The following is a 22,238-nucleotide window of genomic DNA, read 5'->3' as shown; positions in this document are numbered from 1 at the left end:
ACACCGCCCGCGGGTCACGCCGATCTGGTCATGATGCGGAGCACGTCCAGGGACCGCGGCGGGGTGTCGGGGTCCTCGCCGTCGTTGGTGGCGAGCATCACATGGGCCTCGCGGGCGGCCACGACCGCCTCCTGCCAGCCCGGGTGCTCCAGGTAGGCCGAGACGGGGGCGTCGGCGCCTATCTGGTGCATGATGCGCAGCACCCGCAGGGCGGCGACGTCCACGAGGGCGGCCTCGGCCGTGTCGCGGAAGATCGTTCCCACGTATTTCTCGGCGGACCAGTTGTCCAGCCAGGTGTCCTCGACCAGGCGGTACACGGCGTCGGTGACGTCGCCGTACCCCTCCCGGCCGGCCAGCCAGCACTCGTGGTGGAAGACGGGGTCGGAGAGCATGTGCAGCGCCGAGCGCACGTTGCTGCGCCAGCGCCACCACGGCATGTCGTTGAGCGGCATGCCGCCCATGGTGGAGGAGCGACGGCCGCGACGGGAAGTGTTCTCCGAACCTTGCTGCACGGTTGCCGATCGTACGTTCCCTCCCGGGGGCCGCGCACGGGCCCCCGCAATTCACCTCCGCGTCACCGTGCGTTGACCACGGCACACCGGGGCGTTACCCGTGAACCGCAAAAGTTCATGCCCATGACCGGATGGCGACGCTCCTCCTCCCCCCGCCCCTGCACAGTCCTCACATCTGTGGCGGCCGGGGCGCTGCTGATGTCCGGCTGCGGGGTGATCCCTGGAGTCCCGGGGGGCTCCAGGGAGCCCGTCACCGTGATGACGTGGGCTCCCGACACCACCGGCGCCGACTCCGTGAACATGGCGGGCATGCCGGCCATGGCGAGGACCTACGCCCGCTGGATCAACGAGAAGGGCGGCATCGACGGCCACGAGCTGCGGGTGCTCACCTGCAACGAGCAGGACACCGCGGCCGGGGCCTCGAAGTGTGCGCGCCGGGCGGCCGACGAGGACGTGGCCGCGGTCGTCGGTTCGTACAGCCGGTACGGCCGGGCCTTCCTCGCTCCGCTGGAGGCGGCCGGGATCCCGTACATAGGAGGGTACGGCGCGTCCGCCGACGAGTTCACCAGCTATCTCTCCTACCCGGTCAACGGCGGGCAGCCGGCGCTCGTCGCGGGCAACGGCGAGCAGCTGGCCGCCGGTTGCGAGCGGGTGTCGCTGGTGCGGCCCGACACCCTGGTCGGCGACACCATGCCCGGGCTCCTGGACGCGAGCCTGGGCCGGAGCGACCGCGCCGCGTCCTACGACATCAGCGCGGCCGAAGGGGCCACGTCGTACGACGCCGAGGCGGCCAAGGCCCTCGCCCACGCGGGCGGCGGCTGTGTGACGGCGGTGCTGGGCAAGGGGACGGAGACGTTCTTCGACTCCTTCCGGCGCCTGGAGCCGGAGGGCAGCGAGGTGCGGATCTCGTCCGTGCTCGGCAGTGTCGGCCAGGGCCTCATCGACCGTACGGGCGGGCCGCACAGCCCCTTCGAGGGGGCCCTCGTCACCGGTTGGTACCCGGAGTCCGGCGATGCCCGCTGGAACGAGATGCGCGAGGTGATCCGCAGGTACGCCTTCGGGGACAACCGGATCGATCCCGCGGACACGGGCGTGCAGACCACCTGGATCGCCTACACCGTGCTCAAGGCGGTCGTCGAGGCGATGGACGCGCCGGACATCACGGCGGGCGCGATGTCCGTCAGCCTCAACCGCGGTACCGAGGTGGACACCGGGGGCCTCACCCCGGTCCTGCGCTGGCGCTTCCAGGACATGGTCGGCACGGCCCCCTACGCGCGCATCGTCAACGGACGGGTGACGTTCCAGGTGGTCCGGAACGGGCGCCTCACCGCCGAGCGGAAGGGCTTCGTGGACGTCAGGGACGCCCTGGTGAACGCACCCTAGGGCGGCCGACGGCCGCCCGTCCGCCTCCGGTCCGCGGTGAGGACACCGGGACCGGAGGCAGCCGCGTCAGAGCTGCGTGGGGGCGCGCTCGGTCAGCCCGTACTTCTGGGCGATGGAGTTCCACAGCCCGGAGGCCTTCCCCTTGGCCGTGGTGGCCTCGCCGCTGGACGCGTTGGCCCGGGCCGTCGCGTCGGTGGAGCGGGCGCGGCCGCCCTTGCAGACCTTCTTGTTGCCCTTGGCCTGACCGGCCCACGCCGCGTAGTGGTCGTCGGCCTCGGCCGACGCCTGCCACGCCTTGGTCAGGGATGCCTTCAGCTCGGCGTTGTCCGGGAGCTGGTCGACGCTCAGCGCCTCGAGCCGGGTCACCAGGCCGCGGCGCTGCTGGGCGGCGCCCTTCAGATCGCTCGCCGCCTGGTCGAGCGCCTGGCAGGCCTTGATCTTCTCGACGGCGCCAATCACCGCAGACCGGCTGTTGTTGCTGTCCGCGAGCAGCTTGTCGAGCGCCTCGGCCTGCGGCTTCGCGGGATCGGCCGCCTCCGCTGAGGGTTCGCCCGCGGACGAACTCTGCGAGGCCACCGGCTGCTTGTCGTCCGAGGGGCTCTCGTCGCCCCCGCTCATGAGGGCGCCCGCGCCGAGCCCGATGACGGCGCAGCCGACGACGACGGCCGCGATCAGCGGGATGTGCGGGGACCGTCTGCGCGCCGGGCCCGGGTCCTGGTCCGGCTCCTGCCCGCCAGGGCCTCCGTAACCGTCGTGGGGACCCTGCGGACCCCCCGCGTACGGCTGACCGCCCTGCGGCTGCTGGGGGTGCTGCTGCTGCCCTGGGTCGAAGCGGGGCATCTGCTGCGTGGAGCCCGCGGGCCCGTCGTTGCGGAAGAGACTGTCGAACTCCGCGGGGGGCTGCCGGTCGCCGGGGGTTCCGGGCCGGATCCCGTACGGGGCGCCGCCGGGCACCGGGGGTATGTACTGGGTCGCGTCGGCGTCGGACGGCTGCCCGGGGGCGGCGTTCCGCCCCATGTACTGCGTGGCGTCCGCCGGGCGCTCGGGCGGCAGCCCTCCGGGGAAGGCGCCGCCGGGGACCGGCGCGATGTACTGCGTCGCGTCGGCGTCCCCGCCCTGACCCGTGCCCGGCCCCGGGGAACCGGCCTCGGGCGGCAGCGGCTGCGCGTACGCCTGCGGCTGCTGGTGCTGCGGCTGCTGGTGCTGCTGCTGCTGGTAGGCGTCATGCGGCTGCTGCGGGTACCCGTACTGCTGCTGCGGGGGCTGGTACTGCCCGTGCTGCTGCTGGTACGGGTCCTGCTGGTGCTGCTCCGGTGGCAGCTGACCGGGTGGCAGGCCGTCCTGGTGCGGGTCCTGCGGCCCCCAGGGCCGGCCCCACGGCTGCCCGCCCGCGGGGACGGCCTGGCCCTGCTGCCCGCCCGCCGTGCCACCTGCCTGCCAGGGGGCGCCACCCTCCGCGGGCAGTACGACACCTTCGTGCGCGGGCCGTACAGCGGGAAGCTGCGGCTCGTCGCCCTCTCCGCTCTGCGTCACCGGGACTCCTACGTGTGAACCTATGGAATCGTCGGCTCACGCTACCGGGTGGCCACGGCCCGGCGCCAAGCGCCCAAGGGCGCTCACCACCCCTTCACACCGCGGGTGACGCGTGAGGCGGCCACGGCGCTGTTCATGGTCAACTCGCGGAAGGGGCCGGTCAGGCGGCCTGGAGCTCCAGCCGCGCGCCGAACTCCCGGACGGACGGCTCGTTCGCGTACGGCTCGAACCGCTGCTGGAGGTCGTCGAGATATTCGGCACCCCGGCTGGAGCGCACCGTCCCCAGCAGCTCCATCGCCCGCAGCCCGGTGTGGCACGCCTGCTCCACCTCGCGCTGCTGCACCTGTGCGGTGGCCAGCAGCACGAGGCCGATGCCCCTGCGCCGCGTCCGGGACTCCGGGAGGGACGCCAGTGCCTCCTTCGCCCGCCGGGCCGCCGGCTCGGCCTGCCCCAGGTCCCGGTGGCAGTGCGCCAGCTCGTCGGCCAGGTAGCCCGCGTCGAAGTGGGCGATCCAGGCGGGGTCGTCGCCCGTCTCCGGGTCGGCCTGGTCCAGTGCCGCGAGCGCCCGGCCCGCGGCCGCCTGGCAGGTCCGGGCGTCGCCCATCAGCGCGTGGCCCCGGGCCTCCGCCGCGTGGAACATCGCCTCCGCCCGGGGGGTCACCCGGCCCCGCGCGCCCTCCTGCGCGGCCCGCGCCAGCTGGGCGATCTCGCGGGGGTTGCCGAGCTGCGCCGCGAGGTGGCTCATCGACGCGGCCAGCACATAGCCCCCGTACGCCCGGTCCCCCGCCGCCTGGGCCAGGCGCAGCGCCTGGATGTAGTACCGCTGCGCCAGCCCCGGCTGGCCCGTGTCGACGGCCATGTACCCGGCGAGCTCGGTGAGTCTGGCCACCGCGCCGAACAGCTCGCGGCCGACCGAGTCGCGGTAGGACCCCGAAAGGAGGCCGGACACCACGCTGTTGAGGTAGTGCACCAGGACGGGCCGGACGTGCCCGCTGCCGAAACGGTGGTCCAGGTCGACGAGCGCGGCCGTCATCGCCCTGACCGCCGCCACGTCCGGCATGCCGACCCTGCTCCCGGCCGTCCGCGCCACCTGCGGGTCCGCACCCGTGATCAGCCAGTCACGGCTGGGCTCGACCAGGGCGGAGGCGGCCACCGCCGACCCGGACAGCAGGTCGCGACGGCCCACGTCGCTGCGCCACAACTCGCAGACCTGCTCGATGGCGCCGAGCACGGTGGGCGCGAACTGCAGGCCGACGCCGGAGGCCAGGCTCTTGCCGTTGGCCATGCCGATCTCGTCGATCGTGACCGTGCGGCCGAGCTTGCGGCCGATCGCCTCGGCGATGATTCCCGGCGCCCTGCCGCGTGGTTGCTGCCCGCGGAGCCAGCGGGCCACGGACGTCTTGTCGTAGCGGAGGTCCAGCCCCCGCTCCGCCCCGACCATGTTGACCCTGCGTGCGAGGCCGGCGTTGGAGCACGCCGCCTCCTGGATGAGCGTCTGGAGCCGTTCGTTCGGCTGGCGGGCGACGAGAGGCCTGGCTGCCATTTTTTTCCCCCTGGGACCGCAGTGATTCAGTGAAGCAATCAATGCCCGGCACGGCACGAGAAATGCGCATATTCATCTGTATCTGGTACGAGCGGTGGTGAGTTGGCACAGTCCAGCAAGTGGTTACCCCCGCATCGGTGCACTCGCTCACACGCGCCCCCGCCCGTGCCTCCGTGCGCCCCATATGCAGGATCGATCCCTCCGGAAGGGCGCACGCGCGCCCGTAACCCCAGGTGACGCCGGGAGTTGAGTGGGGCGTGGAAGAGCCCATCGGAGTGACGGAAGCCCCCCAGGTCCCCCAACAGCGCGGCGAACAGCTGCTCGAGGCCGCTGCCTGGTACGCCCAGGAGCGGCACTGGGACGTGTTCCCGGGCACCTGGCTCGAGGCCGTCGGGGGGACGGAGCGCTGCTCGTGCGGTGAGGCCGCCTGCGGCGCCCCCGGGGCCCATCCCACCCGGCCGGACTGGGCCGGCCAGGCGACCGGCAGCGCCGCCGCGGCTCGCCGGATGTGGTCCCGGCAGCCCGGCTCCTCGGTCCTCCTGCCGGCCGGCCGGACCTTCGACGCCCTGGACGTACCGGAGTCGGCGGGGTTCCTGGCCCTGGCCAGGATGGAGCGGATGGGTCTCACGCCGGGGCCGGTGACCCGGACGCCCGACCGGCGCATGCTGTTCTTCGCCCAGCCGGGCGCCGCGGCCAAGGCGCCCGACCTCGTACGGCAACTGGGCTGGGACGCCAGGGCGATCCGGCTGGTGGGGCGCGGCGAGGGCGACTACGTGGCCGGGCCTCCGACCCGGCTGGCCGGACGCGGCGCGGTGCAGTGGGCCCGCCGGCCCTCCCGCGCCAACCTGTGGCTGCCCGACGCGGACGAGCTGATCAGCCCGCTCGCGTACGCCTGTGCACGGGAAGCGGCCGACGCCCGGAGCCGTCTTTCGTAGGGTGGTCCCCACAGGCGGGGATATCGAAAGGCAGTGCCATGCCGGACCAGGCGGACAGCGCGGGCGGGACCGACGTGGCGGGGGCCGTTCCGGCGCCACCCCCGGCCGTGCGGGTGGAGGGACTGTGGAAGCGGTTCGGCGAGCAGGTCGCGGTCGGAGGGATCGACCTGGAGCTGCCCGCCGGCAGGTTCATCGGCCTGGTGGGCCCCAACGGCGCGGGGAAGACCACCACGCTCTCCATGGTGACCGGGCTGCTGAGGCCCGACATGGGCCGCATCGAGGTCGGCGGCCACGACGTGTGGCGGGACCCGGTCGAGGTGAAGTCCCGGATCGGGGTGCTCCCGGAGGGGCTGCGGCTCTTCGAGCGCCTCTCCGGCCGTGAACTCCTCGGCTACACGGGACGGTTGCGCGGCCTGCCGGGCGCCGAGGTGGACAAGCGGGCCACCCAGCTGCTCGACGTCCTGGATCTCGCGGGGTCCCAGCACAAGCTGGTCGTGGACTACTCGACCGGGATGCGCAAGAAGATCGGACTGGCGTCCGCGCTGCTGCACAACCCCGAGGTGCTCTTCCTCGACGAGCCGTTCGAGGGCGTCGACCCGGTGTCCGCGCAGACCATCCGCGGGGTGCTGGAGCGCTACACCCGCTCTGGCGCGACCGTGGTCTTCTCCAGTCATGTGATGGAGCTCGTCGAGTCCCTCTGCGACTGGGTGGCCGTGATGGCGGCGGGACGGATCAGGGCCCAGGGCACGCTGGCCGAGGTGCGCGGCGAGGCGGCCTCCCTCCAGGACGCCTTCCTCGAACTGGTCGGCGCGGGCGTCCGGGACACCGGGGAGTCCCTGGACTGGCTGGGCGGTGCCCGGTGACGGTACTGGACGCCCCCGCGGGAACCGCCGTCCCGGCCGTGCGCGGTCAGGGCCTCGTCCCCGTCTTCGTACGGCTCAAGCTGACGCTGCTGCGCAACGGTCTGCGCCAGTCGTCCGGGCGGCGGGCCGCCTACGTCGCGTCGCTCGTCGTCACCGTGCTGCTCGCGGCGGGCCAGGTCGTCGGTCTGGTCGCGCTCCGCGGCCACGCGCAGGCGGGCACGCTGGTGGTGCTGATGACCGCGGTGGTGGCGCTGGGCTGGGCGGTCATGCCGCTGTTCTTCCCGAGCGGCGACGAGACCCTCGACCCGAGCCGGCTGGTGATGCTGCCCCTGCGGCCCCGCCCGCTGATCGGGGCGCTGCTGGTGGCCTCGCTGATCGGCATCGGGCCGCTCTTCACGCTCGCCCTGGCCCTGGGCTCGGTGATCGCGGTGGCGCACGGCGCCGCCGCGGTGGTGTTCGGGCTGGCGGCCGTGCCGCTGACCCTGCTGGTCTGTGTGGCGCTGGCGCGGTCCGTCGCCACCGCCAACATCCGTCTGCTGACCTCGCGCAAGGGCCGCGACCTCGCGGTGCTCAGCGGTCTGGTGATCGCGGTGGGGATCCAGTTCGTCAACTTCGCCGCCCAGAGCCTGGGCCGGGCGGGCGGGCTGTCCTCGCTCGAACCCGTCGCGGACGTGGTGCGCTGGCTGCCGCCGGCCTCGGCGCTCGGGGCGGTGGCGTCCGCCTCCGAGGGTGCGTACGGGACGGCGCTCGCGCAGCTGCTCCTCGCGGTCCTCGCGCTGGCCGGCCTGATGTGGCTGTGGCAGCGGAGCCTGACGAAGCTGATGACCTCTCCGGACGGCTCCACGGTCGCCGCCGCCGAACCGTCCGCCAAGCGGTCCGGCGCGGACCGCTCCGGGCTCTTCGCCCTGCTTCCCGAGGGGCGTACGGCCACGGTGATGCAGCGGAGCCTGCGGTATGTGGTGCGGGATCCGAAGACCAAGGCGTCCTGGGTGACGGCGCTGGCGATCGGCCTGATCGTGCCGGTGCTCAACGCGGCGCAGGGGACCGGGTCCGCCTACTTCGCGTGCTTCGCCGCCGGGATGCTCGGCATGCAGATGTACAACCAGTTCGGCCAGGACACCTCCGCCTTCTGGATGGTGGCGCTGTCGGTCTCCTCGACCCGGGACGCCTACCTCGAACTGCGGGCGCGGGCGCTCTCCCTGCTGCTGATCACCCTGCCGTACACGGTCCTGGTGACGGCGGTGACCGCGGCCGTGCTCGGCGACTGGGCGGCGCTGCCGGGGGTCGTGGGCCTGTCGTTCGCCCTGCTCGGCGCGATGCTGGCGACGGGCGCGCTGGCGTCGGCGCTGTTCCCGTACTCGATCCCGCAGGACGGGGCGTTCAAGAACGTCGTCCCGGGGCAGGCCGGGCTCGCCTGGATCTCCATCCTCGGCGGCATGGTGGCGGCCGCGGTGCTCAGCGGGCCGGTGATCGGACTGACGGTCTGGCTGCACGTGGCGGACCGTCAGGACCTGTTGTGGCTGCTGCTGCCGGTGGGAGCGGTGTACGGGGCGTTCATCGGGTGGCTGGGTGTACGGCTGGCGGCACCGCGCGTGGCGGACCGGCTCCCGGAGATCCTGGCCGCGGTGAGCAAGGGCTGAGGGAACCGGGCCGAGGGGGCGGGGCGCCCGGGATCAGGGTCTGACGGGTTCCCGGTCGCCCCGGACGTCCTCGGCGAGCTGCTCCAGGAACGGCTCCACCGCCCTGCGCCAGCCCTCCGGCCGGTCGTAGTGGACGAGATGGCCGGCGTCCTCCACCTCCGCGTACTGCCCGCGCGGCAGGACGCGGACCATCTCCTGGGCCTCCGCCCTGCCCAGCTCCCCGTCGATCCCGCGCAGGACCAGGGTGGGGCAGCGCACCTGTGCCAGCTCCTCCCAGTGGGCGTCGTAGACCCAGGTGGCCCGGGACGTCAGCATCTGCTCCTGGGAGAAGACGGGCCGCCAGCCGTCGGAGCTCTCGGCCATCACCTCGGCGAAGAACTCACCGCGGGAGGGGTTGGGCCGCTCCACCCAGGGGTCGTCCTCGCCGAACCACTTCCGCACCGCGGCGAGGGTCGCGAAGGGGAGCGGCCAGGTCTTGAACCAGTCCTCCCACTCGCGCTGGGAGGCCGCCCCGAGGGCGGAGGCCCGCATGTCACAGATGATCAGCGCCTTGACGAGGTCGGGACGCTTCGCGGCGAGCTGCCAGGCGGTGAGGGCGCCCATCGAGTGCCCGATGAGCGTGACGGGTCCGAGCCCGAGCTGTTCGATCGCGGTCTCGGCGTCGGAGACGTAGGCGTCACGGGTGTAGGGGCCGTCGGCCGGCTTGGCGCTGCGCCCGTGGCCGCGTTGGTCGAGGCCGACCGGCCGGTGGCGTTCGGAGAGCCAGCGGGCGGTGGAGGCCCAGTGCGTGGCCCGGCCCATCAGTCCGTGGAGCAGTAAGATCCCGGGCGCCTGCCCGGCCTCCGGACGCCCTTTGGGCGGATCGGCGAACTCCCAGGCCGCGAGGCTCACGCCGTCCGACCCGGTCACATCGATGCGCCGCACCATAGGTTCTGGCACCCCCTTCAGGTCCTCGATCACCGTGCGTTCGTGCGCGCCAGACTATCGAACTCTTATTCGAAAACCTGCTTCCGGCTCGCAACATCCCACGTTTGAGTGACAGCGGTTCAGGATTGATGACGGCCCCCCAGGGGAGACCTTCTCCGGGAAGCGGACCACTCGGGGACAGGGGTCCGCGGGGACTGACCTCGAGAGCTCGGGGCTCCAGGTCAGCGCAGGGGAGGACCGGCCCCGGCACCTTCGGGCGCCGGGGCCGTCCCCTGTTCCGGAACGGATGAGGCCGCGCCCGGGGCGGCTCTCCGGCATCGCGCGGCGGACGGACGGGGCGGCGCGGGGGCCCATCGGAGCGGGGCGGCGGACGGCGGCCGTGGCCGCTCCGCGGATCACGGGGACGGAGCGACGGACGGACGCGGAGAGGGGAACGGACCGCACGGCCGGGGAGGCGGAGGGAAGCGCGGGGGCGCGGAAGCGCCCGGCAGTCACCTCGCGGTGCACGTGCCACTGCGACGGGCGCATTCCCTGCTCCCTCCCCGGACCGCGCGGCATACGCTGCCGGCACCCTCAGGTCATATGCCTGGCCACAGCCTGGCACGCGTTTCGCCCGGGCGCTGCGATTCCGGGCGGAAAACAGAAAGCGGGCTTACCGGCTCACATCTGCACGTGCATCGGCACCGGCGCCTGCATGTGCGGGCAGGCCACCGGTCCCTGCGAAAGGCCTGGTCAGCGCTTCGCGACGAAGACGTGGGAGGCGACCTCGGAGTCCAGTTCGGCCGCTTCCCCGCTGGAACCGACCAGCACCCCGCCGGCCGACTCCGTCACGCTGACGACCGAACCGGGCTGCACGCCCGCCCGCCGCAGCGTGTACATCAGCTGTGCGTCGGTCTGGATCGGCTCACCGATCCGGCGCACCACCACGGTCTTGCCCTCCGCGCCCGGATCGAGCTCGGCCAGGCTCACCATGCCCTCGTCCAGGAACGGATCGGCCTCGGCCTTCTCGCCCAGCTCCTCCAGACCCGGGATCGGGTTGCCGTACGGAGACTCCGTCGGGTGGCGCAGCAGCTCCAGCACCCGGCGCTCCACGGCCTCGCTCATCACGTGCTCCCAGCGACACGCCTCGGCGTGGACCTGCTCCCACTCCAGCCCGATGACGTCGACGAGCAGGCACTCGGCGAGCCGGTGCTTGCGCATCACCCGGGTCGCCAGGCGGCGCCCCTCCTCGGTCAGCTCCAGATGGCGGTCGCCCGCGACCTGGACCAGGCCGTCCCGCTCCATGCGCGCCACCGTCTGGCTGACGGTCGGACCACTCTGGTCCAGCCGTTCGGCGATACGGGCGCGCATGGGGACCACGCCTTCCTCTTCGAGCTCGAGGATGGTGCGGAGATACATCTCCGTTGTGTCGATCAGTCCGGACATACGTGCCCCTCGATGCTGTGACATGAAGTCGTCGTGCGATGGCCCTCCACCAATTCTGACGCATAGCACGGACAACCGTGCCCCGCAGTCGGGAGTCGGTGCGCGGGGCCGGTCCCGAGCCCTATTGACAGTCCACTGGTCCAGACCGCAACGTGATCCGCGACACGGGCACCGCACGGGCCCGCGACCCCGCCGGAAAGGCCTCCTCGATGAGCGACAGCAAGCTCGCCGGTCAGTTCTTCGACGCAGCGATCGGTCTGCTGGAGCGGGTGCGCGACGAGGAGTCCGAAGCCGTGGCCGCCGCGGGGGCCGCCATCGCCGACACCGTCGCCGCCGGCGGCCGCCTCTTCGCGTTCGGCGCCGGGCACTCCTCGCTCGCCGCGCAGGACGTCGTCTACCGGGCGGGCGGCCTCGCTTTGATGAACCTGCTCGCCGTGCCCGGAACCGTCGGCGTCGACGTCATGCCGGCCACCCTCGGCTCCGCGCTGGAGCGGGTGGACGGTCTCGCGAGCGCCGTGCTCGACTCCAGCCCGGCCCGCTCGGGCGACCTCCTGGTGATCATCTCGCTGTCCGGGCGCAACGCGCTGCCGGTGGAGATGGCGCAGAACGCGCGGGCGCTCGGACTGACGGTCGTGGGGGTCACCTCGGTCGCGTACACGACGGGCACCAAGTCCCGGCACGCCTCCGGCGGATTCCTCCGGGACCACTGCGACATCGTGCTCGACAGCAAGATCGCGATCGGTGACGCGGAGCTGACGGCGGAGGGCGTCGAGGCGCCGTTCGCGCCCGCGTCGACGGTCGTCACCAGCGCGCTGATGCAGGCCATGATGGCCACTGCGGCGGAGGAGCTCGTCGCCCGCGGGATCGAACCGCCGCTGCTGCGCTCGGGCAACGTCGACGGCGGGCACGAGTGGAACGGGCGCGTGATGCGGGAGTACGGCGACCGCATCTTCTACCGGCACTGAGACCCGGCGGAGTTGCGGACCCCGAACCCTGCGGGCCCCTCCTCCTCCGGCCCCTCAGAGCCCCGGCTCGGCCGTCAGCCGGGCCAGGTCGACCGCGGCGGCGACCCGGACCGCCACGCTCTCCGCGTACACCACGTCCGGCCGTTCGAACGCGCTGCGGTTCGCCGCGCGCAGGAACGTCACCACGCCCAGTGTCCGCCCCCGGCTCCGCAGCACCACGCACAGGGCGTGGACCGAGTCACCGGGCCACTGGTGCTCCACCGCCCATGCCGCGCCGGACCCGGCGGGCGCGGCGGCACGGACGGACCCCGCGCGCTCCACGGCCTGGAGGGCCGGGTGCCCCGGGGCGTACCGGACCGGGAGCGGGCCGCCGGAGACCGGCAGGCAGGGGCCCGGGGCGTCGGACGGGGTGGCCGCGGCCCGTACGAGCCGCTCCCCCGCCGCGAGGTCCGCCATCAGGTCCACCACCACGTGGTCGGCGAACCCCGCCAGGGCGTAGTCCAGCGACGTGGTCGCCGCCTCCATCGGGTCCTCGCACTCCGCCGCCTGGCGGGCGGCCCGGTGCAGCTGGTTCGCACGGAAACGCACCCGGTCGGCGTCCTGCTCCGCGAGCTTCGCCGCCGTGACGTCCCGGAACAGCCACCCGACCCCGAGCGGAACCGGTTCCTCGGCCAGCGGGGAGGCCAGCCGCAGGAAGCCGCTGCGCCAGCAGCGCCGCCGGTCCCCCTCGGAGGTCCGCAGGGTCACCCACAGCTCGGCCGGGGCCGACGGGGGGCCCTCGGCGAGGACGTGCTGCAGCGCGCCCTCCAGGTCCTCGACGCCCTGCACGATCAGCTCGCCCAGCGGGCGCCCCAGCAGCGTGGTGCGCCCGCCGCCCAGCGCTCGGGCGGCGTACGCGTTGACCACGGTCGGCCGCAGGTCGACGTCGACGGCGACCACGCCCCAGGAGGCGTCCTCGAACAGGGCCTCGCTGAGCGCGATCGACCGCTCCAGATCGATCTGCGCGTGCACCTCGCTGAAGGCGCAGTACACCCCTGCGGGCTTCCCGTCCTCGCCTCGGACCCCCGAGGACTGGGTACGCACCAGGACGCGTCCGCCGTCCTTGCGCAGCAGGGCGAACTCGTGGACCTGGCGTCCGGGTGCGTCCATGACGGCCAGCAGCCGCCCCTGCACGTCCCCCGCGTCCGCGCTCCGTACGGCCCACCCCGCGAAGCCCCGCCGCCCGACGGCCTCCGCGGCGGTCCAGCCGAGGATCCGCTCGGCCTCACGGTTCCAGTGGGTGATGGTGCCGTGCGCGTCGAAGGCGCAGAGCGCGGCGTCCATACCGTCGAGCAGCGCGGCGAGGAGCCGGGAGCCGGGGATCACCGCCGTAGGCATCCGCTCCGGGTCTTCGTCGGGGCCGATCGCGTCGGTGGTCCCGGTGCTCCTGGAAGCACTCACTCCGTACCTCCCGCAGGGCGTGTTCCGCTTCGCGTTCCGCATTGCCGCACGTCAGACCATTGAACTCGAACGTGAGCCACCACACAGCCACTTCCCGGAAATCCGGTGTCCACCGGGGGTCCCGTTAATTCGGTTGTGCGGTCGCGGGGGAGGTTCCTAGGCTGTGCCCACACGTTGAAAGGAGGTGATCCGAAAAGTGCAGTCTTATCGGATTCGTGAGGTGGCTGCGGGCTGACAGCCCGTCGTCGCACACTGTGCACCTCGGCAGGCTGTCTGCCGAAACCCAAGCAGTCACCGACCCGCAGGCTCGCCGGTAGATCCGGCCGGCTCCTCCGTCAGGAGGGACCAGAGCCTGCGGGTTCCTGCGTTCTCGGGGCACCGGCCGGCAGGTCACCGGCCGCGCCCTCACGGGCAGAGCCGCTCCACACGCCACGCGGCGTCGGGGGTGTCCCGGACGTACCGGAGCCGGTCGTGCAGACGGTTCTCGCGGCCCTGCCAGAACTCGATCGCGTCCGGCACGACCAGGAAGCCGCCCCACTGCGGCGGCGCCGGGACCTTCTCGCCCTCCGGGTAGCGGGCGGCCAGCCCCTCGTAGCGCTCGGCCAGCTCCTGCCGGGAGCCGATCACCGTCGACTGCTCACTGGCCCAGGCACCGAGCTGGGAGCCGTGCGGGCGGGTGCGGAAGTACGCGACGGTTTCCTCCCTGCTCACCCGCGCCGCGGTGCCGGTGACGGAGACCTGGCGGGCGAGCGGGTGCCAGGGGAAGAGCAGCGAGACGTACGGGTTCTCCGCCAGCTCGCGGGCCTTGCGGGAGCCGTAGTTGGTGAAGAACACGAAGCCGCGCGCGTCGTACTGCTTCAGCAGCACCGTGCGGGAGGACGGCCGCCCCCGGGAGTCGGCCGTGGAGACGACCATCGCGTTCGGCTCGTGGAGCGCTCCGCCGCCCGCGACCTGGCGGAACCACCGGGCGAACTGGTCCATGGGATCCGCGGCCAGGTCCTTCTCGACGAAGTCCTCGGAGCGGTACTGCTCGCGCATCGCGGCCGGATCGGTGGTGCAATCGGATGACGGGGTGCGAGAGGAGGCGGAAGCGGAAGACGGAGTGGCATCTGCTGTGGGCACGGGGCCATCCTGCCGCAGCGGGCCGGTGTCCCTTGCGGCAAGGGTGCGATCGCCGGTTCCGCGAGCCGACGGGCTGTGCCGGACGTCACCCTTCCCCGCGTCGTGGTAACCCGCCAGTATCGTGGTCAGGCCTTCGTGGCCGTCATGCAGCCGCCGAGCCGAGGGAGCCGCCCGATGTCCGACTTCGTACCCGGACTTGAAGGAGTCGTCGCGTTCGAGACGGAGATCGCCGAGCCCGACAAGGAAGGCGGCTCGCTCCGTTACCGCGGCGTCGACATCGAGGACCTCGTCGGCCACGTGTCGTTCGGCAACGTCTGGGGTCTGCTGGTGGACGGGGCGTTCAACCCCGGCCTCCCGCCCGCCGAGCCGTTCCCGATCCCCGTGCACTCGGGCGACATCCGCGTGGACGTGCAGTCCGCGCTCGCCATGCTGGCGCCGGTGTGGGGCCTGAAGCCGCTGCTCGACATCGACGAGGAGACCGCGCGCAACGACCTGGCGCGCGCCGCCGTCATGGCCCTGTCGTACGTCGCCCAGTCGGCCCGCGGCCAGGGGCTGCCGATGGTGCCGCAGAGCGAGATCGACAAGGCGGAGTCCGTCGTGGAGCGGTTCATGATCCGCTGGCGCGGCGAGCCGGACCCGAAGCACGTCAAGGCCGTCGACGCCTACTGGACGTCGGCCGCCGAACACGGCATGAACGCCTCGACGTTCACCGCCCGCGTCATCGCCTCCACCGGCGCGGACGTCTCGGCCGCCCTCTCCGGAGCGGTGGGCGCCATGTCGGGCCCCCTGCACGGTGGTGCCCCGTCCCGGGTGCTCGGCATGATCGAGGAGATCGAGCGGACGGGCGACGCCACGGCGTACGTGAAGCAGGCACTGGACAAGGGCGAGCGCCTGATGGGCTTCGGCCACCGCGTGTACCGCGCCGAGGACCCCCGCGCCCGCGTCCTGCGCCGCACGGCCCGTGAGCTGGCGGCCCCGCGCTTCGAGGTGGCGGAGGCCCTGGAGAAGGCGGCCCTGGAGGAGCTCCACGCCCGCCGTCCCGACCGTGTCCTGGCGACGAACGTCGAGTTCTGGGCGGCGATCGTGCTGGACTTCGCCGAGGTCCCGGCGCACATGTTCACGTCGATGTTCAGCTGCGCCCGCACGGCGGGCTGGTCGGCGCACATCCTGGAGCAGAAGCGGACGGGCCGCCTGGTGCGCCCCTCCGCGACGTACGTCGGCCCCGGCACGCGCGACCCCCGCGAGATCGCGGGCTACGACCAGCTGGCGGACCTGGGGAACTGAGGTGACGGCCCGGATCCAGGAGAGGGCCGTGCTCGACCAGCCCGAGTTCACGCCCGGGCGCTGAGCGGGCCTCTCCGCCCCCGCTCAGCGCCCGTTGAACCCCAGGACACCGTGCGGCAGCGGCAGAGGGCTGCCGGGCCGGACACGGCCCGGATGCCGCTGCCCGCTCAGCGCCACGTCCGTCCGCTCACCGCGAACCATCGAGACGCATGAGGGCTGAGTACGCCGACTCCGCCCGCCGTCCCGGGGCGGCCTCAGGGCGGGCGTGGTCGAGGAAGCTCCGGGTTCCGCCGTGGTGGCGTACCTTCCCGGAGTCCATGAGGGTGACGGTGTCGGCCTCGTCGGCGAGATCGATCACGTCGTGGGTCGACATCAGCACCGGTGTGGCCGCCGCGACTTCCCTCAGCACATCACGGAACACGGACCGCTGATGGGGGTCGAGACCAGCTGTCGGTTCGTCCAGCAGGATGACGCGGGCGTCGTGGGCGAGGGCGCAGGCGATACCGACACGCCTGACCTGTCCCCCGGAGAGACCGGCCGTCTTCTGCCCGGACTGTTCGGTGAGGCCTACCTGTTCGAGGGCGGTGCCGGCTCGCTCCCACGCGCGGGCGCGGTTCTCGCCCTTGAGCCAGGCGATGTATGCCACGTACTCGCGTGCGGTCAGCTGCGGGGACGTAGGCACCCGTTGGGGGAGCCAGGCCACGTGACGGCGGAACTCGCGGGTGGCGGAGGTGATCTTCGAGTCGGTGAACAGGACGGTGCCCGCGGCCGGTTCGACCGTCCCGGCGAGAAGTGCCAGCGTCGTGGACTTTCCCGCCCCGTTGGGGCCGAGCAGGATCGTCAGGCCTTGTCGGGGCACCTCGTAGGTGAAGCGGGAGAGGACAGGACGCAGCCTGCGGCGGTAGGTGAAGGTGACGCGGTCGAGCAGGAGAGTCATCGGTCGGTCCTTGGCACGAGGCAGGTGAGGAGAACGAGCCCCGTCAGGAAGACGAGGACAGCGCCCGTCGCGGCATGGACGACATCGGCCTTCTCTGTGACGATCACCCAGGGATAGGGGTCGTCGGGCCGTCTGCCCCCGGTGAACATGGCGAGGATCATCCAGAACACGGGGACGAGGACTGCCCGGTGTCCGAGGAGGGGCCAGCTCCCGAGGGCGAGACCGCAGAAGAGCAGGCTGTTGCGCGCGGCTGTCCACATGGCGTCCGGGTCCAACGGAGTCAGGGCCGCGGCAGCCACGCCGGCAAGGAGCGAGAAGCCCGTCACCAGGGCGATGTCCCTCGCGTCGAGCCGGCGCACAGCCGATCGTTCCATGCCGGGCAGGCGTCTTTCGAGGCACGCGACGAGGGCGAGGGAAGGCACGAGGCAGAAGAAGTCGCTCAGCTCGGTCGGTACGGGGTGGCTGCCGAGAAACGCGGGAAGAACGAGGACGAGATCCGAGGTGAGAGCGATGCTCAGGATGAAGACGACCAGAGCGCAGGGCAGCAGGTCGAGGGCGCCGCGTTGACGCAACCACCAGATCATCCCGATCGGCCGCCCTGGCAGGAGAGCCGGAGCTGCTCGACGTACCAGGTCTTCTGCTCGTCCGGCGGAAGGGCGTTCACCCTGTCCATCTCCGCGAGGAGTTGTTCCTTGCCGTCCCCGGTCCGGAACGAGCGCGATTCGCGGGAGAGCCAGGCGAGGTAGTCGTCTGCCACCCCCATGGTCCGGGCGGTCCACAGAGTGCTGTAGTGCAAGGTGTTCCAGTCCGGCGTTCTGCAGGGCATGCCCACGACGCCGATCGCCACGCCGTCCCAGGGGACACCGCCCGGGCTCCCGGCCGCGAGGTCGAGTGTCCACTCCTTCCCCGCGGTGTCCGACTGCCGAGTGCGGGACACGGTGATGTCGGTGACACGGGTGGGGATCTCCGAGATGATTCCCCTGGCCCGCAGCCTCGTCGTCATTCCGGCGAGTTCGGTCTGGACCTCCCCGAGATCTTCCGAACCTGCGGCGGGCATGCACACCTCCGGTGCGCCGCCCTCGCAGGTGACCGGGGCCAGCCCCTCGGCCACAGGAGCGAACGAGCTCCACTCCCGGGTGATGGCGTAGGCGCCCAGCAGACCACTGGCGGCGATGGCGAGGGACAGCACCACGGCGCCCACACGGATCCGTCGCGGGCCGATGGCCACGACGAGGGCGAGGGCCAGGCAGACCGTCGGCACAACGGCGGCGATCGTCATGGGGAGGGAGTACGCCTCACCGAAGCTTATCCGGCCGATGGCCCCGGTCACGTGGTGCGCCCACCAGTTGCTCGTGCCCAAGGGGAAGCTGATTCCGACGAACACGGCTATGGACACGAGCGGTGCGGAGTACAGCGCATGGAAACGTTGCCCGAGGAGGAACCCGATGACCGCGTGCGCGGTGAGCAGGACCACGACCATGCCGAACAGTTGCAGCACGTATATGTCGGGAGCCGCTCCCGCGATCGACAACGCACCCGCCGTGACGCAGGCCATCAGGGTCGCCATGGTGAGCACGACGAAGAAGACCGGCTGGACCGCGATGCGCACGGCGGAGCGTGCGGGACCCGTCTCCCACACTCCGAGCGCCCGTAGCCGGGTCGCCTCCACCGCGGCCAGTCCTGCGGCCGCGGCGGCAGCCAGAGGAACTGGCGCGTGTATGGCGAAGGCGGCAGCCTCGGCCGGCCAGGGAAGAGAAGCGAAATGACTCATTCTCCCCTTGGTCGCGAAAAAGACGTAGGCGAAGAAGAGACCGGTCACCGGCAGAGCCAGCACGGCGGCATTGGTGCGTAGTGCGGTGAAGAAACGCATGGAGCCTCGAAGAAATGCAAGGCGGGCCGCTGCGCGGAGGCGCAGCGGCGCGGCGGGATCAGTCAGCCTGAGTCGTGTCCACGACGATCTTCCTGACACTTACCACGCAACTGACGCACGCAGCACCGTTTCGAAGTAGTACGTGCCGTACGGGAGGCCGGACTGCGTGTCCGTGCTGACGGCGTCCGTGCCGTTGAAGCAGTTGGTGAATCTGAATTTATCGCGCTGAGTGTCCTGTCCCCAGGTGACCAACTCCCAGCGCTCGACCTGGATCCATTCGGTCGTCGCCGTGTGAAAGTCCTTGAAATTGATCTCGTTGTAGGACTCGTCGACCCATTCCTGCGACGTGTCGTTATCACCCCACATGGTGGTCGCATTCGTCTCCCAGGCCCAAGCGGACGGACTGGCGGCGAGCGTGACCACGGCAGCGGATGCCATCACGACTCAGGCGTTGCGCAAGCGTATTCCGAGCACAGAAAACCCCCCTGCCCGTTCGGTTGATGAGGCCCCCCTCAAAGCGAAACCGAACGACCGCGTGACTGTAGCACCGGTGTCATTCATCGACAGAGGAAATATGTTGAGCGGATACGGCGTGGACTCGCCGTCGACTGTCGCGCTGGTAGGCCTTTGTCACGTGGCATGCAAGTGATCACCTTGGTGGTTTCTTTCCGCTACGGGGGTATATGAACGTGCCACGTGCCGGAGCCGACGGGAGGAGTCGGCGGGGTGGTTCGCTCGGGGCGCGTACCGGCCGACGGGCGCGCGTGCCGACCGACGGGCGCGCGTACCGGCCGACGGGCGCGCGTACCGGCCGACGGGCGCGCGTGCCGACCGACGGGCGAGGGGCGGGACGTGTTCACGGGGGCCTGCTGCTGGACGAGCGGCGCACGTCGCCGCAGCCGATGGCCACCGCACGCGCATGTCGCGCCTACGGCTCCGCCGAAGGTCAGCCCAGAGCCTCGTCCAGCAGCGCCGCCCACTGCGCGACGACACGGCCACGTCTCACGGTGTCGTCCGTGAGCACGTTGGCGAGGCCCAGGCCGCGGGCCATGTCCAGGAGGCCCTGCACGGTCTCGCGTGCCCCGGGGCGGGTCTCGTCCGCGCCGAGGAGTTCGACGGCGATGCGGTGGGTCTCGCGGCCCACGCGCGCTTCGAGTTCGGTGACCCGGGGCCGCAGCTGGGCCTCGTTGGACGCGGCGACCCAGAGCTGGAGCGCGGCGCGGAAGAGCGGCCCCGTGTAGAGGTCGACCAGGGCGGCGACCACCGCCGTGCGGCCCTGGACGGGCAGGGCGCGCAGGGCGGCGGAGCGTTCCTCGGCGACGTATTCGACGGCGCCGGTGAAGAGGTCCTCACGGGTCGGGAAGTGGTGCTGGGCGGCGCCCCGGGAGACCCCGGCACGCTCGGCGACGACGGAGACCGTGGAGCCCGCCCAGCCGTGTTCGGCGAGGCAGGCGACCGCGGCTTCGAGCAGCCGCTGGCGGGTGGCGCGGCTGCGGTCCTGCTTGGGCGACTTCGCGGCGGGGGTTCTGGGGGGTGTCACAGCACCCATGAGGGATCCCGTCGTTCCAGGAAGGCCGTCATCCCCTCCCGTGCTGCGTCGGAGGCGAAGAGTGCTGCCGAGCGGGCGATGAGGTCTTCGGCGTGACTGTCGAAACTCTGCAGCACAGTAGCCGTGACCAGCTCCTTCGACGCGGCCAGCCCCTGGGGGGAGGCCCTGCGTAGTCCGTCGAGTACCGGTACGAGCGCCTTGTCCACGTCCTCACCGGCGAGGGTCACGAGGCCGATGCGCGCCGCCTCCGCCGCGTCGAAGCGCTCCCCGGTGAGGTAGTAGCGGGCGGCGGCGCGGGGGTCGAGGCGGGGCAGCAGGGGCAGGGAGATGACCGCGGGGGCGAGGCCCAGGCGGGACTCGGTCAGGGCGAAGGTGGCGTCCGGTCCGGCAGCCGAGATGTCGCAGACCCCGAGGAGCCCGAGGCCGCCCGCCCTGACGTGCCCGGTGACGCGGGCGACGACGGGTTTGGGCAGGGCGACGACGGCCCGCATCAGGGCGACGAACGCCGCGGGGTCGGGTGGCGCGGTCAGGTCGGCGCCCGCGCAGAAGGTGGTGCCGGTGTGGGTGAGGACGACGGCCCGTACGGTGTCGTCGGCCGCGCAGCCGGCCAGGGCCTCGGTGAGTTCGCCGACGAGCCGGGCCGAGAGCGCGTTGCGGTTGGCGGGGGAATCGAGGGTCAGGGTGGTGACGCCCCGTTCGTGGACGGCGGGTGCCAGGGTCATCGCGGCTTCTCCCGGTCACGCAGCTCGCGCCGCAGGATCTTGCCGGACACCGCGCGGGGCACGGCCTCGATGAACTCGGCGCGTCTGACCTTCTTGTACGGCGAGACGCGGTCGGCGACGTAGGCGATGACGTCCTCCTCCGTGAGGGCCTCGACGCCGGGCCGGCGGACGAGGAAGGCCTTGGGGACCTCGTTGCCGTCGGCGTCGTAGACCCCGATGACGGCGGCGTCGGCGATCGACGGGTGGGTGAGGAGCAGGGCCTCCAGGTCGGCGGGCGCGACCTGGTACCCCTTGTACTTGATGAGCTCCTTGACCCGGTCGACGACGTACAGCCAGCCGTTCCTGTCGACCCGGCCGACGTCCCCGGTGTGCAGCCAGCCGTCCTCGTCGATCATGGCGGCGGTGGCGTCGGGGCGGCCGAGGTAGCCCTTCATCACCTGGGGGCCGCGGATGAGGATCTCGCCGTCGGTGCCGCTGCCGACGTCGATGCCGGGGTCGGTGAGCGAGACGATCCGCATCTCCGTGCCGGGCAGCAGCTTGCCGACGGTGCCGGGCGGCGGGTTCTCGGCGTCGAGCGGCACGACGTGGGTGCCGGGCGAGAGCTCGGTCATGCCGTAGGCCTGCCGGACGGCGGGGACGCCGAGCCGGGTGGAGCACGCGGCGGCGAGTTCGGCGTCCAGAGGGGCCGCGGCGCTGACGATGTACTCCAGCGACGAGAGGTCGTAGTCGCCGACGAGCGGGTGCTTGGCGAGGGCCAGCACGATCGGCGGGGCGACGTACAGGCCGGTGATGCGGTGGGTCTGGACCGTCTCCAGGAACTGGGCGAGCTCGAAGCGGGGCAGGACGACGACCGTGGCGCCGTAGCGGAGCGGCCCGTTCATGAGGGCGGTGAGCCCGTAGATGTGGAAGAAGGGCAGCACGGCCAGGATGCGGTCGCGCTCGCCGAGGGGGACGAAGGGCCGCAGCTGCTCCAGGTTGGTGGCGATGGAGCGGTGGGTGAGCATGACGCCCTTGGGGGTGCCGGTGGTGCCCGAGGAGTACGGGAGGACGGCGATGTCCTCGGCCGGGTCGAAGTCGATCTCGGGTTCGGGGGCGGTGGAGCCCAGCATGTCGAGGACGGAGGTGTGGCCCTCGGCCTGGTCGCAGACGTAGATCTCCTGGATCCCGCCCGCGAGTTCGGCAGCCCGGCGGGCCGTGTCGAGGAGCGGGGAGACGGTGACGATCCAGCGGGCCGCCGAGTCCTGGAGCTGTTTGGCGAACTCCTCGGGGGTGGCGAGCGGGTGGATGGTGGTGACGGTGGCGCCGGCGCGGGTCGCCCCGTAGAAGACGGGCGGGTAGGCGATCGTGTTGGGGCTGTGCAGGGCGAGGACGTCGCCCTTCCGCAGCCCCGCGGCGGCGAGGTACGCGGCGATGCGCCGGTGGAAGGCGTCGAGCTGGCCGTAGGTGAGGGTCATCCCGTTGGTCCCGTCGATCAGGGCCGGGGTGTCACCGAAGTCCGCCGCCCTGCCGAGGACGGCTTCGTGGATGGGTGTTTCGAGGGGCGGGACGTCTGCGTACTCGCTGTGGAACACCATGGCGGTCCCCTTCG

The 22,238-nt window shown here is 72.1% G+C and carries 20 protein-coding genes; 6 read left to right on the top strand and 14 right to left on the bottom strand.

Annotated elements, in window-relative coordinates; genetic code table 11:
* Nucleotides 1–14 precede the first annotated feature (14 nt).
* A complete protein-coding gene (locus OG488_RS21855) occupies nucleotides 15–461 on the bottom strand; it encodes an SCO4402 family protein (protein ID WP_329238908.1) in 447 nt (148 codons plus the stop codon).
* A 174-nt stretch (nucleotides 462–635) separates the two neighbouring features.
* On the opposite strand from OG488_RS21855, the gene OG488_RS21850 reads away from it, so the two are divergent.
* The gene (locus OG488_RS21850) at nucleotides 636–1,895 is read left to right on the top strand and encodes an ABC transporter substrate-binding protein (protein ID WP_329231633.1); all 1,260 of its coding nucleotides are present in this window, start codon (nucleotides 636–638) and stop codon (nucleotides 1,893–1,895) included.
* Between the two features lie 66 nt (nucleotides 1,896–1,961).
* On the opposite strand, the gene OG488_RS21845 is transcribed toward OG488_RS21850, so the two are convergent.
* Both OG488_RS21845 and OG488_RS21840 read right to left on the bottom strand, forming a co-directional pair.
* The gene (locus OG488_RS21845; protein WP_329231631.1) at nucleotides 1,962–3,428 is read right to left on the bottom strand and encodes a hypothetical protein; all 1,467 of its coding nucleotides are present in this window, start codon (nucleotides 3,426–3,428) and stop codon (nucleotides 1,962–1,964) included.
* A gap of 160 nt (nucleotides 3,429–3,588) precedes the next feature.
* A complete protein-coding gene (locus OG488_RS21840) occupies nucleotides 3,589–4,971 on the bottom strand; it encodes a transcriptional regulator (protein ID WP_329231629.1) in 1,383 nt (460 codons plus the stop codon).
* Between the two features lie 257 nt (nucleotides 4,972–5,228).
* Here OG488_RS21840 and OG488_RS21835 point away from each other — a divergent pair, with 257 nt between their 5' ends.
* Genes OG488_RS21835 through OG488_RS21825 form a run of 3 tightly spaced genes read left to right on the top strand, consistent with a single transcriptional unit; the run spans nucleotide 5,229 to nucleotide 8,409 of the window.
* Nucleotides 5,229–5,906 (top strand): bifunctional DNA primase/polymerase, encoded by a 678-nt coding sequence (locus OG488_RS21835; RefSeq protein ID WP_329231627.1) that lies wholly within the window; start codon nucleotides 5,229–5,231, stop codon nucleotides 5,904–5,906.
* 38 nt (nucleotides 5,907–5,944) lie between these two features.
* Nucleotides 5,945–6,769: an ABC transporter ATP-binding protein gene (locus tag OG488_RS21830; RefSeq protein WP_329231625.1), complete on the top strand. Its 825-nt coding sequence runs from the start codon at nucleotides 5,945–5,947 to the stop codon at nucleotides 6,767–6,769.
* The gene (locus OG488_RS21825; protein WP_329231623.1) at nucleotides 6,766–8,409 is read left to right on the top strand and encodes a transporter; all 1,644 of its coding nucleotides are present in this window, start codon (nucleotides 6,766–6,768) and stop codon (nucleotides 8,407–8,409) included. The genes OG488_RS21830 and OG488_RS21825 overlap by 4 nt, the downstream gene beginning before the upstream one ends.
* 33 nt (nucleotides 8,410–8,442) lie before the next feature.
* Here OG488_RS21825 and OG488_RS21820 read toward each other — a convergent pair whose 3' ends face one another.
* Together OG488_RS21820 and OG488_RS21815 are read right to left on the bottom strand one after the other, a co-directional pair.
* On the bottom strand, nucleotides 8,443–9,336 hold the full coding sequence (locus OG488_RS21820; protein ID WP_329238905.1) for an alpha/beta fold hydrolase: 894 nt from the start codon (nucleotides 9,334–9,336) through the stop codon (nucleotides 8,443–8,445).
* Between the two features lie 732 nt (nucleotides 9,337–10,068).
* Nucleotides 10,069–10,761: a metal-dependent transcriptional regulator gene (locus tag OG488_RS21815; protein WP_277332540.1), complete on the bottom strand. Its 693-nt coding sequence runs from the start codon at nucleotides 10,759–10,761 to the stop codon at nucleotides 10,069–10,071.
* Between the two features lie 209 nt (nucleotides 10,762–10,970).
* Here OG488_RS21815 and OG488_RS21810 point away from each other — a divergent pair, with 209 nt between their 5' ends.
* On the top strand, nucleotides 10,971–11,726 hold the full coding sequence (locus OG488_RS21810; protein ID WP_329238903.1) for an SIS domain-containing protein: 756 nt from the start codon (nucleotides 10,971–10,973) through the stop codon (nucleotides 11,724–11,726).
* A gap of 54 nt (nucleotides 11,727–11,780) precedes the next feature.
* On the opposite strand, the gene OG488_RS21805 is transcribed toward OG488_RS21810, so the two are convergent.
* Together OG488_RS21805 and pdxH are read right to left on the bottom strand one after the other, a co-directional pair.
* Nucleotides 11,781–13,166 (bottom strand): PAS domain-containing protein, encoded by a 1,386-nt coding sequence (locus tag OG488_RS21805; protein ID WP_329231621.1) that lies wholly within the window; start codon nucleotides 13,164–13,166, stop codon nucleotides 11,781–11,783.
* A 405-nt stretch (nucleotides 13,167–13,571) separates the two neighbouring features.
* A complete protein-coding gene (gene pdxH / locus OG488_RS21800; RefSeq protein ID WP_329231619.1) occupies nucleotides 13,572–14,204 on the bottom strand; it encodes a pyridoxamine 5'-phosphate oxidase in 633 nt (210 codons plus the stop codon).
* A gap of 258 nt (nucleotides 14,205–14,462) precedes the next feature.
* On the opposite strand from pdxH, the gene OG488_RS21795 reads away from it, so the two are divergent.
* The gene (locus OG488_RS21795; protein ID WP_329231617.1) at nucleotides 14,463–15,572 is read left to right on the top strand and encodes a citrate synthase 2; all 1,110 of its coding nucleotides are present in this window, start codon (nucleotides 14,463–14,465) and stop codon (nucleotides 15,570–15,572) included.
* 187 nt (nucleotides 15,573–15,759) lie between these two features.
* Here OG488_RS21795 and OG488_RS21790 read toward each other — a convergent pair whose 3' ends face one another.
* From OG488_RS21790 to OG488_RS21760, 7 genes are all read right to left on the bottom strand, one after another.
* On the bottom strand, nucleotides 15,760–16,509 hold the full coding sequence (locus tag OG488_RS21790; RefSeq protein WP_329231615.1) for an ATP-binding cassette domain-containing protein: 750 nt from the start codon (nucleotides 16,507–16,509) through the stop codon (nucleotides 15,760–15,762).
* Nucleotides 16,506–17,081: a hypothetical protein gene (locus OG488_RS21785; protein WP_329231614.1), complete on the bottom strand. Its 576-nt coding sequence runs from the start codon at nucleotides 17,079–17,081 to the stop codon at nucleotides 16,506–16,508. The genes OG488_RS21790 and OG488_RS21785 overlap by 4 nt, the downstream gene beginning before the upstream one ends.
* A gap of 8 nt (nucleotides 17,082–17,089) precedes the next feature.
* Complete coding sequence (locus OG488_RS21780; protein ID WP_329231612.1) at nucleotides 17,090–18,379, bottom strand: magnesium transporter; 1,290 nt, start codon at nucleotides 18,377–18,379, stop codon at nucleotides 17,090–17,092.
* A gap of 99 nt (nucleotides 18,380–18,478) precedes the next feature.
* Nucleotides 18,479–18,820 carry a hypothetical protein gene (locus OG488_RS21775; protein ID WP_329231610.1) on the bottom strand — a complete coding sequence of 114 codons (342 nt, stop codon included), beginning with the start codon at nucleotides 18,818–18,820 and terminating at the stop codon, nucleotides 18,479–18,481.
* A 505-nt stretch (nucleotides 18,821–19,325) separates the two neighbouring features.
* Entirely contained in the window at nucleotides 19,326–19,928 is a 603-nt protein-coding gene (locus tag OG488_RS21770) for a TetR/AcrR family transcriptional regulator (RefSeq protein WP_329231609.1), read from the bottom strand.
* Nucleotides 19,916–20,650 carry an enoyl-CoA hydratase family protein gene (locus OG488_RS21765; RefSeq protein WP_329231606.1) on the bottom strand — a complete coding sequence of 245 codons (735 nt, stop codon included), beginning with the start codon at nucleotides 20,648–20,650 and terminating at the stop codon, nucleotides 19,916–19,918. The genes OG488_RS21770 and OG488_RS21765 overlap by 13 nt, the downstream gene beginning before the upstream one ends.
* A complete protein-coding gene (locus OG488_RS21760) occupies nucleotides 20,647–22,224 on the bottom strand; it encodes a 4-coumarate--CoA ligase family protein (RefSeq protein WP_329231604.1) in 1,578 nt (525 codons plus the stop codon). The genes OG488_RS21765 and OG488_RS21760 overlap by 4 nt, the downstream gene beginning before the upstream one ends.
* Between the last annotated feature and the right edge of the window lie 14 nt (nucleotides 22,225–22,238).

The organism is Streptomyces sp. NBC_01460, from assembly GCF_036227405.1.
Classification (GTDB): domain Bacteria; phylum Actinomycetota; class Actinomycetes; order Streptomycetales; family Streptomycetaceae; genus Streptomyces.
This window is presented reverse-complemented; position numbering and strand designations above follow the sequence as displayed.